This is a genomic window from Actinomycetospora sp. ABD4_176 (genome assembly GCF_056311855.1).
The window spans coordinates 5,417,277-5,430,499 of the sequence record NZ_CM149974.1 but is presented as its reverse complement, the minus strand read 5'-3'; the positions used below and the strand labels follow the sequence as shown (position 1 = coordinate 5,430,499).

Genomic DNA, 13,223 nt, shown 5'->3' with positions numbered 1-13,223 from the left:
CGCGCTACCCCAGCGCGTCCCGCAGGAAGGCGACCTGCAGCAGGAGCAGGTTCTCGGCCACGACCTCCTGGGGGGTCATGTGCGTCACGCCCGACAGCGGCAGCACCGTGTGCGGGTGGCCGGCCGCGAGGAGCGCCGACGAGAGCCGCAGCGTGTGGGCGGCGACGACGTTGTCGTCGGCCAGGCCGTGCACGACCATGATCGGCCGCTGCGGGTCGCGCGTGCCCGGGTCGGCCAGGATCGACGACCGCGCATAGGCCTCGGGGTCCTCGTCGGGGTGGCCGAGGTACCGCTCGGTGTAGTGGGTGTCGTAGAGGCGCCAGTCGGTCACCGGCGCCCCGGCCACGGCGGCGTGGAAGACGTCGGGGCGGCGCAGCACCGCGAGGGCGGCGAGGTAGCCGCCGAACGACCAGCCGCGGATGCCGACGCGGTCGAGGTCGAGGTCGCCGACCTGCTCGGCGGCCGCGTGCAGGGCCGTGACCTGGTCGTCGAGCACCGGCGTCGCGGAATCCCCCCGCACCGCCCGCTCGTACGCCGGGCCGCGCCCGGGCGTGCCGCGGCCGTCGGCGACCACCACCGCGAAGCCGTGGTCGGCGAACCACTGCGAGGTCAGGAACATGCCGCGCGTGGCGAGGACCCGCTGCGAGTGCGGCCCGCCGTAGGGGTCGAGCAGGACCGGGAGCCTCCGCGAGCCCGGCACGTGGTCGCGGGGCAGCAGGACGGCGACGGACGGCCCGCCCGCCTCGGTCGCGACGCGGCGCACCGCGGGCTCCAGGCCCGGCGACTCGGCGTACGACGGGACACCGATCGTGCGCCCGTCGGCGCGCAGGACGGTGGTGCGGGTGCCGTCGGTGTCGAGGTCGCCGCCGGCGAGCACCGTCGTCCCCCCGGCGCGCCGCCCGCCCCACACCCCGTGCTGCGGGCCGACGCGCGCGGCGCCGTCGGCGCGCGACCACGTCCACAGCGTGCGGTCCTCGGGACGCTCCGCGGCGCTGAACAGCACGACGTCGCCGTCGACGTCGGCGACGGCCTGCACCTGCAGCCCGGGCGGGCTCACCGGCTCGTCGGCGACGACCAGCCGGCGGGTGTCGTCGCGGTCGGCGCAGCGCACGAGGGAGCCGTCGGCGAGGTGCGCGGGCACGCCGGGGACGAGGTCGACCCACACCGCGTCCTCGTCGGACACGAGCACCGCGGAGGTGCCCTCGTCCGGGTCGACCCGGCGCACGTCGACGCGGCGCTGGTCGCGGGTCGAGACGGTGACGAGCAGGTCGTGGGTGTCCCACGTGACGTCCGCGAGGTACTCCGTGCCCCGGCCGAGGTCGACGGGCACGCGGGTGCCGTCGAGGTCGACGAGGTGCAGGGTCACCTGCGCGTTCGCGGTGCCGGCGGCGGGGTAGGCGTTCTCGACGGGGCGCCGGTCGGGGTGGGCCGGGTCGGCGATCCACCACCGCGTCACCGGCGCGTCGTCGACGCGGGCGACGGCGAGCTGGCTGCCGTCGGGCGACCACCAGTATCCGCGGTAGCGGTTCATCTCCTCGGCGGCGACGAACTCCGCGAGCCCCCACGCGATGTGCGGGCCGTCCTCGGGGTCGGGCCCGGCCAGGACGTGGGTCGTGCCCGTCGAGAGCTCGTGCACGTGCAGGGTCCCGCCGCGGACGAAGGCGACGCGGGCGCCGGTGGGGTCCGGGCGAGGGTCGACGACGGGGCCGTCGACCGGCAGCAGCGCGGGCTGCGCCCCCGGCACGAGCTCCACGGTGAACGCGCGCCCGGACAGCACGAACACCGCCAGCCGCGCGGCGGCGTCGAGGGCGTACTCGACGACGCCGCCGGACTGCTCGCGGACCCGCTCGCGCCGCGCGCGCTCCTCGGGCGGCAGGTCCTCCTCGCCCAGGACGTCGAGCTCGCGGGGGTCGACGAGCAGGTGCTCCTCCCCCGTGGCGACGTCGAGCAGCCAGAGGCAGGTCACGGGGTCGTCGCCGGCCCGGCTGCGCAGCAGCACCACCCGCGCGCCGTCGGGCGAGACCGTCGGACGCCGGGGCGCGCCGAGGGTGAACCGGCGGGTGGCGGCCTGGCGGCGCGGGAAGGATGCCGGGGCAGCGGGCACGGCGGGGTCGGCGGGCACGCCCCGCAGTGTGCCGGGCGGGCGGGTGCGACGGGCGAACCCCGTCGCACCCCTTGGCTAGGCTCGGGGCCGTGGTGGAGACGGAGCGGCGCATCGCCCTGACCGGGATCAAGCCCAGCGGCGAGCCGCACCTGGGGAACTTCGTCGGCGCGATCCGGCCGGCGCTCGAGCTGGCGCGCACGGCGGACTTCGAGTCGCGGTACTTCATCGCCGACGAGCACGCGCTCACCGGCACGCCGGCGTCGGGTGACGTCGCCGCGTGGACCCGCTCGGTCGCCGCGACGTGGATCGCCGCCGGCCTCGACCCCGAGCGCACGATCTTCTACAAGCAGTCCGACGTCCCCGAGACCTTCGAGCTGACCTGGATCCTGTCCTGCGTCACGGGCAAGGGCCTGATGAACCGCGCCCACGCCTACAAGGCCGTGCGCGACCGCAACGCCGCCGCCGGCGAGGAGCCCGACGCCGGGGTCAACCTGGGTCTCTACAACTACCCGGTGCTCATGGCGGCGGACATCCTCGTCATGCAGTCCGACCTGGTGCCGGTGGGGCGCGACCAGCTCCAGCACGTCGAGATCGCCGCGGACGTCGCGGGCAGCTTCAACCACCGCTACGGCGACGTGTTCCGCCTGACCGTGCCCGAGGCCGTCGTGCCGCCCGAGACCACCGGGCACACGCTGCCCGGGCTCGACGGCCGCAAGATGAGCAAGTCGTACGACAACTACATCCCGCTCTTCCTGCCCGCCCCGCAGCTCAAGAAGCTGGTGCGCCGCATCCCGACCGACTCGACGCCGGTCGAGGCCCCGAAGGATCCGGACGCGTCGGCGGTGTTCCAGATCCTCGCCCAGTTCGCCGAGCCCGACGTCGTCGCCGACACCCGTAAGCGTCTCGAGGCCGGCGGTGTCGGGTGGGGCGAGCTGAAGAACCAGCTCGCCGAGGTCCTGGAGGCGCAGCTGGGGCCGCTGCGGGCGCGCTACGAGGAGCTCGTCGCCCCCGACAGCGAGCTGGACGCGATCCTCGCCCGTGGTGGGGAGGTCGCCCGGGAGCAGGCGTCGCGGGTGCTGCGCGGGGTGCGCCGCGCGGTCGGCGTCGAGGTCTGACGCCCGGGGTCAGCTCAGGGTGGCGCGGTCGGCGGGCGCCGGGCGACGGGGCGCCGGCAGGTCGGCCGGGGTGTCCCAGCCGCCGCGGCGCTCGAGCTCCGCGAGCGTGCCGGGGACGTCGGGCAGCTCGCCGACCCACAGACGCAGCGGGCCGGTGTCGAGGGGCCGCAAGGCACCCTCGGGGTCGGTGGCCTCGGCGCGGCGGCGCAGCCACGTCCCGAGCGCGAGCGCGGTGGCCACCGAGGCGACACACCACAGGACGACCAGCACGGCGACCCACACGAGCACCGACACGAGCACCTCCGACATCGGGGAGCGGGACGCAGTGACCGAGCGTGCCCGGGGGACCACCGCGTGCGTTGCCCTGAGGATGACATCCCCGAGGTGCCGCAGGGGCCGTTCTCACTCGATCGGACGTCCCGACTCCGACCGTCGGGCGCACGCTCGCGACCATCTGCTGCCGCTTCCGACCGTTCGACGCCTCGTCCCGGCCGTTCGTCGCCCATGAACCCCCGGAGCTGAACCGGTTCTCAGGTCGCGTCCAGCGCAGCGGCAATACGTCCGGCGATCGCAGCGGACTCGTCCGGGGAGCCGTACGGGTGCCGGGGTCCGAGGAAGAACCGGAGCCCGTCCCTGGGTCGGCGCGGGATGACGTGCAGGTGCAGGTGCGGCACGGACTGGCTGACAACGTTGTTGATCAGCACCAGCGAGCCGGGCGCGTCCATCGCGGACTCGACGGCCCGCTCGAGGCGCTGGGCCAGCGCGAAGAAGTCCGGCACCTCGTCCGGCGGGAGGTCCGCGAGGGTCGTGACGTGGGTGCGCGGGACGAGCAGGACGTGCCCGTGGAAGATCGGCGAGGTGTCCAGGAAGGCCGTCGTGGCCGGCCCCTCGTGGACGATGTCGGCCGGCGCCTCCCCGGCGACGACCGCGCAGAAGGCGCAGGGCTTGGTCGGGCGCGACGGCACGGGGCGAGCCTGTCAGGCGGGTCGGCCGACCCGACGCCGGGTCCCGGGGACGCACAGGGGGTGCCGGCGCGTTGTCCCGGACATGGGTGCACCGAAGATGTTGGTGATCGGCCACGAGGTCACGTCGGAGACCGTGCTCGTGCAGGCGGGGTCGCTGGCGAGCTGGGCGGCCGACCGCGGGGTGGAGATCGTGCCCGGTGTGGCAGGGGAGCCGCTGCCCGCGCCGACGGACGTGGACGCCGTCGCGGTGCTCGGGTCGGTCCGGGGCGCGTGGGACGACGACGTGCCCTGGCTCGCCGACGAGATCGCCCACCTGCGCGCCGCGATCGCCGCGGACGTCCCGGTGCTCGGCATCTGCTTCGGCGGGCAGCTCCTCGCGCGCGTGCTCGGCGGCACGGCCCACCCCGCCGAGGGGCGCCACGAGAACGGGTGGCGCGAGATCACCACCGCCGCGCCCGACGTCGTCGCCCCCGGGCCGTGGATGGAGTTCCACTTCGACAGCTTCACCCCGCCGCCGGGTGCGGAGGTGCTCGCGTGGTCCGACCGTTGCAGCCAGGCGTTCCGCGACGGCGCGCACCTCGGGGTGCAGTTCCACCCCGAGATCACGCCCGCCGAGCTCGAGACGTGGGTGGCGCGGTGGACGGGCACGCCCCTCGAGGCGCGCCTGCCCGCGCTCGGCATCGACGTCGACGCGCTGCGGGCCGAGACGGCCGCCCGCGCCGAGGCGTCGCGCGCCGTGAGCTGGGTCCTCTTCGACGCCTTCGCGGCGCGGACGGGGCTGGTCGCCGATGTCCCCGCGGACGCGGCCCGGTGACCGCGGCGGAGATGAAGGTCCGCCTCGGCATCGGTGCCGGGCCCTCGCGGGACGACCCGGCCGCGGCCACGCTCGAGCTCGTCGACGGGTGCGAGGCCCGGGACATCGACTCGGTGTGGTTCCCCGACCGGATCGCCGCGCCCGCCGTCGAGCCCCTGATCGCCCTCGGCTGGGCGGCGGGCCGCACGCGCTCGCTCAAGCTCGGCACCGGCGTCGTCGTGCTCCCCGGCCGCAACCCCGCCGTCGTCGCCGCCCAGCTCGCCTCGCTGGCCGCGCTCGCGCCCCGGCGCGTCCTGCCGGTGTTCGGCCTGCGCCCGGCCACCGCCGCCGAGCGGACCGCCTACCCGGTGCCCGGCCCGCGCGCGGCGGTGTTCGAGGAGGCCCTCACCGTCGTGCGCCGCCTGCTCACCGAGGAGTCGGTGACGTTCCACGGCCGCTTCTTCGACCTCGACGCGGCCGTCGTGGAGCCCCGACCGGCGCGGCCGCTGGACCTCTGGCTCGGCGGGCTCGTGCCGGCCGCGCTGGAGCGCGTCGGCCGTCTGGGCGACGGGTGGCTCGCCTCGTTCGTCACCCCGTCCGAGGCCGGCGCCGCCCGCGCGACGATCGCCGCCGCGGCCGCCGACGCCGGGCGGGAGGTGGAGGACGACCACTACGGCACCAACCTGCTCGTCCTGCCGCCCGGCACCCCGGACGCCGACGCGGACCGCGCCCGGGCCGCATCGGTCCACCGGCGCCCCGAGCTGGACCCGCACGACCTCGTCGCGGACGGGTGGGACGACGCGCGCCGCCGGGTGGGGCGCTTCGTCGACGAGGGCATCACGAAGTTCGTCGTGCGGCCGGCCGTCGCGCCCGACTCGTGGCCGGCGTTCCTCGACGGGTTCGCCGAGCACCTCGTCCCGTTGGAGACCTAGACGCCGCGGCTGCCCAGCACCCGGGTCAGCGCGATCTCCAGGACCACCCGCTGCGGGTTCTCCCGCGGCACCCGGTAGCGCTGCGCGTAGCGGTGCTCGGCGTCGGCCACGGCGTCCGGGGCGTCGCGGACGACCGCCAGCCCCTCGAGCGTCGACCACCGCCGCCCGTCGACCTGAGTGACCGCGACGCGCGCCCCGTCCTCCCCCGCCGCACGCACGTGGCGCGCCTTCGCGCTCGTGCCCGAGGTGATGACACGCGCGATCGCGGTGTCGAGGTCCAGCACGGCCCCCACGGGGACGACGTGCGGCGAGCCGTCCCGGCGCAGCGTCGCGAGCGTGCAGAGGTGGCGTTCGGTCCAGAACTGCGCGAACTCCTCGCCCCGCGCGCGCAGGTCGGCCGGGCTGACGGTGGGTGTCGGGCTCACCCGTCGATGGTCCCGCCCCGCCGCCGCCGGCCGATCACCCGCCCGGCGCCGGCGCCCGCGTCACGGTGCCGGCGAGCCAGGCCCAGAACCGTGGGTCCATCGGCGACGTGGTCGGGATGACCATCTGCGGGTCGGTCCCGGCCGCCTCGCTCGAGTCGGAGTCGGAGTCGGAGTCCGAGGTCGAGCCGGAGTCCGAGCCGGAGTCCGAGCCGGAGTCCGAGCCGGAGTCCGAGCCGTTGTCGATGCTCTCCCCGATGACGTTCGAGCCGTCGCTCGCGGAGTCGCTCTCGCCGGCGGCGGTGGTGCGCCGCGACGTGGGGCCGGAGCTGCCCCCGGAGTCCGAGGAGTCGGACGCCTCCTCGGCCGTGGAGCGTTCGGTCGAGCGCTGCGTCGTGGGGTCCGCGGACTCGTCCGCCGTCGGCCGCGTGCTCGGGTCGGACGAGGAGTCGGAGGACGACTCACTCGACTCCGGTGCCTCCGTGGTCGTCCGCGGCCGGGTCGACTCCACCGTCGCGTCCTCGTCGGGGCCCGACGAGCTGGAGGTCGTGCCGGCCGGTGTCGAGCGGCGGTCCGCCTCGGCCTGGCCCGTGGGCAGGAGCGAGCCGGAGTCGCCCTCCGCGGTCGTCGTGGCCGGATTGCGGGTGGTCAGCGAGGCGCCGGTGGTCGGGTCCACCGTGGTGGTCGTCCCCGCGGACGGGTCGATGGTCGTGGTGACGCCCGTGGACGGGTCGGTCGTGGTGGTCGGCTCCTCGGATCCGCCACGGCGGTCCGGGCCGGCGTCCGGCGCCACGGTCGCGTCCGCGGGCAGGGGCCAGCCCTCGGGTGTGGTGCTGGGCAGACTGCGGGTCGCGCCGCCCGGCTCCGTGGTGGCGCCCGTCGAGGCGGTGGACGCGTGCGCGTCGTCGGTGGGCTGCCCGTAGGTGGGCCAGCCCTCGGGCGTCGAGACGGGCGCCGCCGAGCCGGTCGGCAGCTCGAGGGTGGGCCCGCCGGTGGTCGTCGGTGGCGCGGCCCCGTCCGTGGTGGTGCGCGCCGGGCCGCCCGCCGGCTCGTCCGCCCCGTCGCCGGCCGGCGCGCGCCGGGCCGGGGGCGGCTCGGGCTCGTCGCGGTCGTCGCCGCCGGGCCGGAGGTCGGGCAGCAGGCCGCCGTCGCCCCGTTCCCCGCCGCGGCCACCGTCGTCGCCGCCCCGGCCGCCATCGTTGCCGCCGCCGTTGCCGCCGCCGTTGCCGCCGCCGCCGCCGTCTCCGGGCGGGAGGTCGGGGAGCAGGCCACCGTCGCCGCCCCGGTCACCGCCCCGCTCGCCGTCCCGGCCACCCCCGTCGCGGCCGCCGGGCGACCCGGTGGGCTCGTCACGCGTGGGGTCGGGCAGCAGCGGGAGGTCGAGGACCGGGCCCGGGTCGTCGGCCGTCGGTGTCCCGCGCGGCACGGTGGGCTCGGCGGGACCCGCGTCGCCGCCCGGGGCGTCCGGCACCGTCGGCCCGCCCGGGGCGGGCGGGCCGCCGGCGCCGGGCAGCGGCTGCGGGTCGAGGCTCGGGACCAGCTCGTCGAAACCGGGCGGCGGTGTCACGGGCGCCTCGGCGCCCGGGAGCACAGGCTCGCCGGGCGCGGACGACCCCGTGCCGAGCGCCCGCGACCCCGGCAGCGGGATCGGCGTCAGCGGCGGGGCGACGTCGTCGGGCAGGGCGGGGTCGGGCGCGCCGTCGGGGAGGGCGAGGGGCGCGCCGCCGGGGTCGTCGGCGGAGGGTGCGCCGGACCCGGCGGTGTCGTCGGCGGTGTCGTCGGCGGAGTCGCCGGGCTGCTCGGAGGTGGTCGGGGCGTCGGTCGCGCTGCCGGTCAGGCCCGTGGCGTCGTCCCGGGGACCCGGCACCACCGCGGTGCCCACGCCGACGAGCGCCGCGACGAGCGCCACCGCGAACAGCGACGTGATCACGATGTTGCGCGGCGTGCGGAACGGCCACGGTCGCGGACGCGGTGCCGGGTTCCAGCCTCGGGACGAGGTGGACGGCATGCAACCCCCTTCGAAACCAGCCCGCCCCCGACAGCGGTCCGCGGCCCCACGGCCCCGGAGATCCGTACGGTACGCCGTGCGTGTGTCCGCGGTCAGCCGTTCGGTGATGTCCGTGGAGATTCGGACAGGCACCATGGAGGACGTGGGTGTCGAGCCCGGGGCGCGCGCTGTCGCGCGGACCCCGACGCAGCGTCGGCCCAGCCCTCACCTCGATCTGGATCTGGCCACCGTGCGCCGGGCCTATCACGCGATGCGCACCGCGCTGCCCGGGATCGAGCTCTGCTACGCCGTCAAGGCGAACCCGCACCCCGCCGTGCTGGCCCTCCTCGTCGCCGAGGGCGCCTCGTTCGACCTCGCGAGCGTCGGCGAGCTCGACCTCTGCCTGCTCGCCGGTGCGGCCCCGGCGGGCCTGTCCTGGGGCAACCCCGTGAAGAAGGTCACGGACGTGCGCGCGGCCCGCGCCGCCGGCGTCACCCGCTTCACCACCGACGCCCCCGCCGACGTCGACCTCCTCGCCCGCGAGGCCCCGGGCGCCACGGTGGGGGTCCGGTTGGCGGTCGGCGACGACGGGTCGGCCACACCGTTCGCGGGCAAGTTCGGCGCGGGCGAGGACGAGGCCGTCGCCCTGCTCGAGCAGGCACACGCCGGTGGTCTCGACGCGGCCGGCGTCGGCTTCCACGTCGGATCGCAGCAGAACGACCCGCGCGCCTGGGCACGCGCGATCGACGCCGCCGCCCGCGTGGCCGCCCGCCTCGGCGAGCACGCGCCGCGGGAGCTCAACCTCGGGGGCGGCTTCCCCACCCCGCACGCCGGGGGCGCAACGCCCGACGTCGACGCCTGCGCGGCCGCGATCCGCGAGGCCCTCGCCCGGCACGCCGGCTGGTGGCGACCGCGCGCGTTCGCCGAGCCCGGCCGCGCCCTCGTCGCCGACGCGGGCGTGCTGCGCGCCGAGGTCGTCCTCGTCACCGAGCGCGCCGGGCGCCGCTGGGTCTACCTCGACGTCGGCCGCTACCAGGGGCTCGCCGAGACCGAGGGCGAGATGATCGTGTACCGCCTGCGTACGCCGGGCCGTGACGGGGAAACCGGGCCGGTCGTGCTCGCCGGACCGACCTGCGACGGCGACGACGTCCTCTACCGCCACGCGGACGTCCGCCTGCCCCTCGACCTCGCGCCCGGCGACGTCGTGGAGTTCCTCGGCGCCGGCGCGTACACGGCGAGCTACGCCTCGGTGGGCTTCAACGGCCTGCCCCCACTGCCCACGTACGTCCGCGACGAGACCCCGGAGGAAGGTGGAATTGACCACCACACCAGCGAGTACTGAACCCGCCACGTTCGCGGGCCGGCACGTCCTCGCCGAGCTGCGCGGCGTCGACGCTGCGCTCCTCGGCGACGAGCAACGACTGGCCGACGCCCTGCGTCGTGCCCTCGACACCGGCGGGGCGACCGTCCTCGACGTCGTCGCGCACCGGTTCGAGCCCCAGGGCACGACGGTCCTGGCCCTGCTCGCCGAGTCGCACGCGTCGGTGCACGCCTACCCCGAGGCGTCGGCGGCGTTCGTCGACGTCTTCACCTGCGGCGTGCAGGCCGACCCCGAGCTGGTGGTCGACGCGCTGGGCCGGGAGCTCGACGCGCGGGAGGTGCGGGCCCAGGTCGTGGCCCGCGGGGCCGGACTGGCGCCCGCGGCCGGGGGCCGGGAGGTCGACGAGCCGCTCGCCGCGGGGATGCGGCGGCGCTGGCGCCTCGACGAGGTGCTCTGGCGGGGACGCACGGAGTGGCAGGACATGATGGTCGCCCGAACCGCGCAGGGGGTCTCGCTCTTCTGCGACGGCGAGCGCCAGTCCACCGAGGCGACCCAGCTCGTCTACCACGAGGCCCTCGCCGTGCCGCCGATGCTGCTGGCCGACGAGCTGCGCTCGGTGCTGGTCGTCGGGTCGTCCGAGGGTGTGGTCTCGCAGCTCGCCGTGGCCGCCGGCGCCTCCCGCGTCGACCACGTCGACATCGACACCGAGTGCGTCCGCCGCTGCGCCGAGCTCCTCCCCTACGGCTACACCCCCGAGGAGCTCGCGGCTGCGGAGCGCGGCGACGGCCCGGTGCGGATGCACGACGCCGACGGCTGGCAGTTCCTCGCCGACGCCGCCGCGCGCGGCGACCGGTGGGACGTCGTGATCGTCGACCTCCCCGACGAGCCCGTCGAGATCACGGACCCGGCCCAGCACGCCCGCCTCTACGGCGCGGAGTTCCTGCAGCGGTGCCGCGACGTCCTCGCCCCCGGCGGTGTCGTCTGCTCGCAGGCCGGCTGCCCGACGCTGTGGCGCAACGACACCCTCGGGCGCATGACGCGGCGCTTCGACGACGTCTTCGCCACCGTGCTGCCGTACTGCTCCGACGAGCACGAGTGGGCCTACCTGACCGGGCGCGTCGACGACGTCGACGACCCCGTCGAGCTCGCGATCTCCCGCCTCGACCGCTTCCCGACGCTGACGTCCGTCGACGCCGACGCCCTGCGCCGCGGCGCGGTCCTGCCGTTCGCCCTGCGGGCCCGCGAGCGCGTCTCCGTGCCCTGACCGGTCACCCCGGCCACGGTCGCGCACCATCGACGGTGTGCTGACCGTGGCCGGGTGGGTGCCGGGCGGGCTGTGGCTGCTCGGGCTCCTCGGGCTCCTCGGGCTCCTCGCTCGCGGTGTCGGTCGGCTGCCTCGTCACCCACCTCGCCGGCGACCGCCGTCGTTCAGGCCCCTGACAGCGCCGCGGCCAGCTTCTCCGGGATGCCCGGGGCCGTGGACCACGCACCCGTCGCCTCGTCCTTCTCGACGACGACGTAGACGTTGCGTCCCGTCACGGCCACCTCGTCCGCCGAGCGGTAGACGCTGAACCCGAGCGTGAAGCTCGTCGTCCCCTGCCGCTCGCAGACGACCTCGACGTGCGCGTCGTCGCGCCAGCGCACCGACCCGCGGTAGTCGAGCTCCGAGTGCACGACCATGACGTCCACGCCCGCCGCGATGAGGTCGGGGTAGGACATCCCGGCGTGATCGAGGAAGCCGGTGAAGGCCTCGTCGAACCACGTCAGGTAGTGGCCGTTGAACACGACGCCCTGCTGGTCGACCTCCGCGTAGCGCGGGACCACCGGGAACGAATAGGTCACGCGCGCAGCTCCGGGAAGTCCTCGTCCCGGTACTCGCCCTCGGGCGCGGCGCCGGCGGACGGATCGGAGCGCAGGTCGGTCTCGCGGGTCCGCAGCTCGACGCGGCGGATCTTCCCGGAGATCGTCTTCGGGAGCTCGTAGAACTCGAGGCGCCGCACGCGCTTGTAGGCCGGCAGGTTCTCGCGCGCGTGGCGCAGGATCGCCAGCGCCGTCTCGCGGGACGCCTCGTACCGCGACGAGAGCACCACGTACGCCTTGGGCACGGCCAGGCGCAGCGGGTCGGGCGAGGGCACCACCGCGGCCTCGGCGACGGCGTCGTGCTCGATGAGCACGCTCTCGAGCTCGAAGGGGCTGATGCGGTAGTCCGACGCCTTGAACACGTCGTCGGAGCGGCCGATGTAGGTGATGTAGCCGTCCGCGTCGCGGGAGCCGACGTCACCGGTGTGGTACAGCCCGTCGCGCATGACCTCGTCGTTGCGCTCCGGGTCGTCCTTGTAACCGACCATGAGCCCGAGCGGGCGCGCCGCGAGGTCGATGCAGATCTCGCCCTCGTCACCGCGCTCCCCGCTGACCGGGTCGACCAGCACGATCGGGTAGCCGGGCAGCGGCCGACCCATCGAACCGTCCTTGACGGGCTGGCCGGGCGGGTTGCCGATCTGCAGCGTCGACTCGGTCTGCCCGAACCCGTCGCGGATCGTCATGCCCCAGGCCTCGCGGACCTGCTCGATGACCTCGGGGTTCAGCGGCTCCCCGGCCCCGACGAGCTCGCGCACCGGCACCTGGACCCGGGTCAGGTCGGCCTGGATGAGCATGCGCCACACGGTGGGCGGCGCGCAGAAGGTGCTGACGCCCTTCTCGACGATGACGTCGAGCAGCCGGTCGGCGTCGAACTTCGTGTAGTTGTAGATGAAGATCGTCGCCTCGGCGATCCACGGCGCGAAGACGTTCGACCACGCGTGCTTGGCCCAGCCCGGCGATGCGACGTTGAGATGCACGTCGCCGGGCTGCAGGCCGATCCAGTACATCGTCGACAGGTGGCCGACGGGGTAGCTCGTGTGCGTGTGCTCGACGAGCTTGGGCTTCGCCGTCGTGCCGCTGGTGAAGTAGAGCAGCAGCGTGTCGCTGCCCCTGGTCGGCCCGTCGGGGGTGAACTCCGCGGGCGCGTCGTAGGCCGCGGCGAAGTCCAGCCACGGCTCGGTGAGGCGGTCTCCGACGGCGATCCTCGTGTAGTCACCGGGCACGTCGTCGAACTTGTCGACGTCCACGTCGCGGACCACGACGTGGCGGGCGTGCCCTCGGTCGATGCGGTCGCGCAGGTCGGCCGGGCCGAGCATCGGGGTCGAGGGGATGAGGATCGCGCCGAGCTTCATCGCGGCGAGGATCGTCTCCCACAGCTCGACCTGGTTGGCGAGCATGAGGATGATCCGGTCGCCGCGGCCGACGCCCTGCGCGCGCAGCCAGTTGGCGACGCGGTTGGAGCGCTCGCTCATGTCGGCGAACGAGTACCGCTGCTCGCGCCCGTCCTCCTCGACGATCCACAGCGCCGGGCGCTGCGCGGTGCCGGGGTCGGCGCCGATGGCGTCGAAGTGCTCCAGGGCCCAGTTGAACTCGTCGAGCTGCGGCCAGTCGAAGTCCCGCATCGCGGCGTCGAGGTCCTCGCGCCGCTCCAGCAGCAGGTCCCGCGCCCGGCGGAACTCGGTCGCGGCCTTGCTGAGCTCGGACACGGAAGGATCCTCCCCTAC

The 13,223-nt window shown here is 75.7% G+C and carries 12 protein-coding genes; 5 read left to right on the top strand and 7 right to left on the bottom strand.

Annotation, left to right across the window (positions count from 1 at the left end):
- Positions 1-4 precede the first annotated feature (4 nt).
- On the bottom strand, positions 5-2,122 hold the full coding sequence (locus tag ACYX4T_RS26290) for a S9 family peptidase (protein WP_476012146.1): 2,118 nt from the start codon (positions 2,120-2,122) through the stop codon (positions 5-7).
- 71 nt (positions 2,123-2,193) lie between these two features.
- On the opposite strand from ACYX4T_RS26290, the gene ACYX4T_RS26285 reads away from it, so the two are divergent.
- Positions 2,194-3,219 (top strand): tryptophan--tRNA ligase, encoded by a 1,026-nt coding sequence (locus ACYX4T_RS26285; protein WP_476012145.1) that lies wholly within the window; start codon positions 2,194-2,196, stop codon positions 3,217-3,219.
- 9 nt (positions 3,220-3,228) lie between these two features.
- On the opposite strand, the gene ACYX4T_RS26280 is transcribed toward ACYX4T_RS26285, so the two are convergent.
- Positions 3,229-3,528: a hypothetical protein gene (locus tag ACYX4T_RS26280; RefSeq protein WP_476012144.1), complete on the bottom strand. Its 300-nt coding sequence runs from the start codon at positions 3,526-3,528 to the stop codon at positions 3,229-3,231.
- A gap of 221 nt (positions 3,529-3,749) precedes the next feature.
- Positions 3,750-4,184: an HIT family protein gene (locus ACYX4T_RS26275; protein WP_476012143.1), complete on the bottom strand. Its 435-nt coding sequence runs from the start codon at positions 4,182-4,184 to the stop codon at positions 3,750-3,752.
- An 82-nt stretch (positions 4,185-4,266) separates the two neighbouring features.
- On the opposite strand from ACYX4T_RS26275, the gene ACYX4T_RS26270 reads away from it, so the two are divergent.
- Positions 4,267-4,998, top strand: a complete 732-nt coding sequence (locus ACYX4T_RS26270; protein ID WP_476012142.1) for a type 1 glutamine amidotransferase — start codon at positions 4,267-4,269, stop codon at positions 4,996-4,998.
- Complete coding sequence (locus tag ACYX4T_RS26265) at positions 4,995-5,909, top strand: TIGR03854 family LLM class F420-dependent oxidoreductase (RefSeq protein WP_476012141.1); 915 nt, start codon at positions 4,995-4,997, stop codon at positions 5,907-5,909. The genes ACYX4T_RS26270 and ACYX4T_RS26265 overlap by 4 nt, the downstream gene beginning before the upstream one ends.
- Here the strand turns inward: ACYX4T_RS26265 and ACYX4T_RS26260 are convergent.
- Both ACYX4T_RS26260 and ACYX4T_RS26255 read right to left on the bottom strand, forming a co-directional pair.
- The gene (locus tag ACYX4T_RS26260) at positions 5,906-6,334 is read right to left on the bottom strand and encodes a TIGR03618 family F420-dependent PPOX class oxidoreductase (RefSeq protein ID WP_274233398.1); all 429 of its coding nucleotides are present in this window, start codon (positions 6,332-6,334) and stop codon (positions 5,906-5,908) included. The genes ACYX4T_RS26265 and ACYX4T_RS26260 overlap by 4 nt on opposite strands.
- 34 nt (positions 6,335-6,368) lie before the next feature.
- The gene (locus ACYX4T_RS26255; RefSeq protein ID WP_476012140.1) at positions 6,369-8,261 is read right to left on the bottom strand and encodes a hypothetical protein; all 1,893 of its coding nucleotides are present in this window, start codon (positions 8,259-8,261) and stop codon (positions 6,369-6,371) included.
- A gap of 211 nt (positions 8,262-8,472) precedes the next feature.
- Here ACYX4T_RS26255 and ACYX4T_RS26250 point away from each other — a divergent pair, with 211 nt between their 5' ends.
- Positions 8,473-9,660, top strand: a complete 1,188-nt coding sequence (locus ACYX4T_RS26250; RefSeq protein WP_476012139.1) for a type III PLP-dependent enzyme — start codon at positions 8,473-8,475, stop codon at positions 9,658-9,660.
- Positions 9,635-10,903: an adenosylmethionine decarboxylase gene (gene speD, locus ACYX4T_RS26245; protein ID WP_476012138.1), complete on the top strand. Its 1,269-nt coding sequence runs from the start codon at positions 9,635-9,637 to the stop codon at positions 10,901-10,903. Before ACYX4T_RS26250 ends, speD begins: the two co-directional genes overlap by 26 nt.
- A gap of 164 nt (positions 10,904-11,067) precedes the next feature.
- On the opposite strand, the gene ACYX4T_RS26240 is transcribed toward speD, so the two are convergent.
- Positions 11,068-11,481 (bottom strand): acyl-CoA thioesterase, encoded by a 414-nt coding sequence (locus ACYX4T_RS26240; protein ID WP_476012137.1) that lies wholly within the window; start codon positions 11,479-11,481, stop codon positions 11,068-11,070.
- A complete protein-coding gene (locus ACYX4T_RS26235) occupies positions 11,478-13,121 on the bottom strand; it encodes an AMP-binding protein (protein WP_476015380.1) in 1,644 nt (547 codons plus the stop codon). The genes ACYX4T_RS26240 and ACYX4T_RS26235 overlap by 4 nt, the downstream gene beginning before the upstream one ends.
- Positions 13,122-13,223: the final 102 nt, after the last annotated feature.

Bases quoted from the DNA above. Each gene is read 5' to 3' on its own strand.
- ACYX4T_RS26280 (WP_476012144.1), bottom strand. From the start codon at position 3,528: ATGTCGGAGGTGCTCGTGTCGGTGCTCGTGTGGGTCGCCGTGCTGGTC.
- ACYX4T_RS26270 (WP_476012142.1), top strand. From the start codon at position 4,267: ATGGGTGCACCGAAGATGTTGGTGATCGGCCACGAGGTCACGTCGGAG.
- ACYX4T_RS26250 (WP_476012139.1), top strand. From the start codon at position 8,473: ATGGAGGACGTGGGTGTCGAGCCCGGGGCGCGCGCTGTCGCGCGGACC.
- ACYX4T_RS26235 (WP_476015380.1), bottom strand. From the start codon at position 13,121: ATGCGGGACTTCGACTGGCCGCAGCTCGACGAGTTCAACTGGGCCCTG.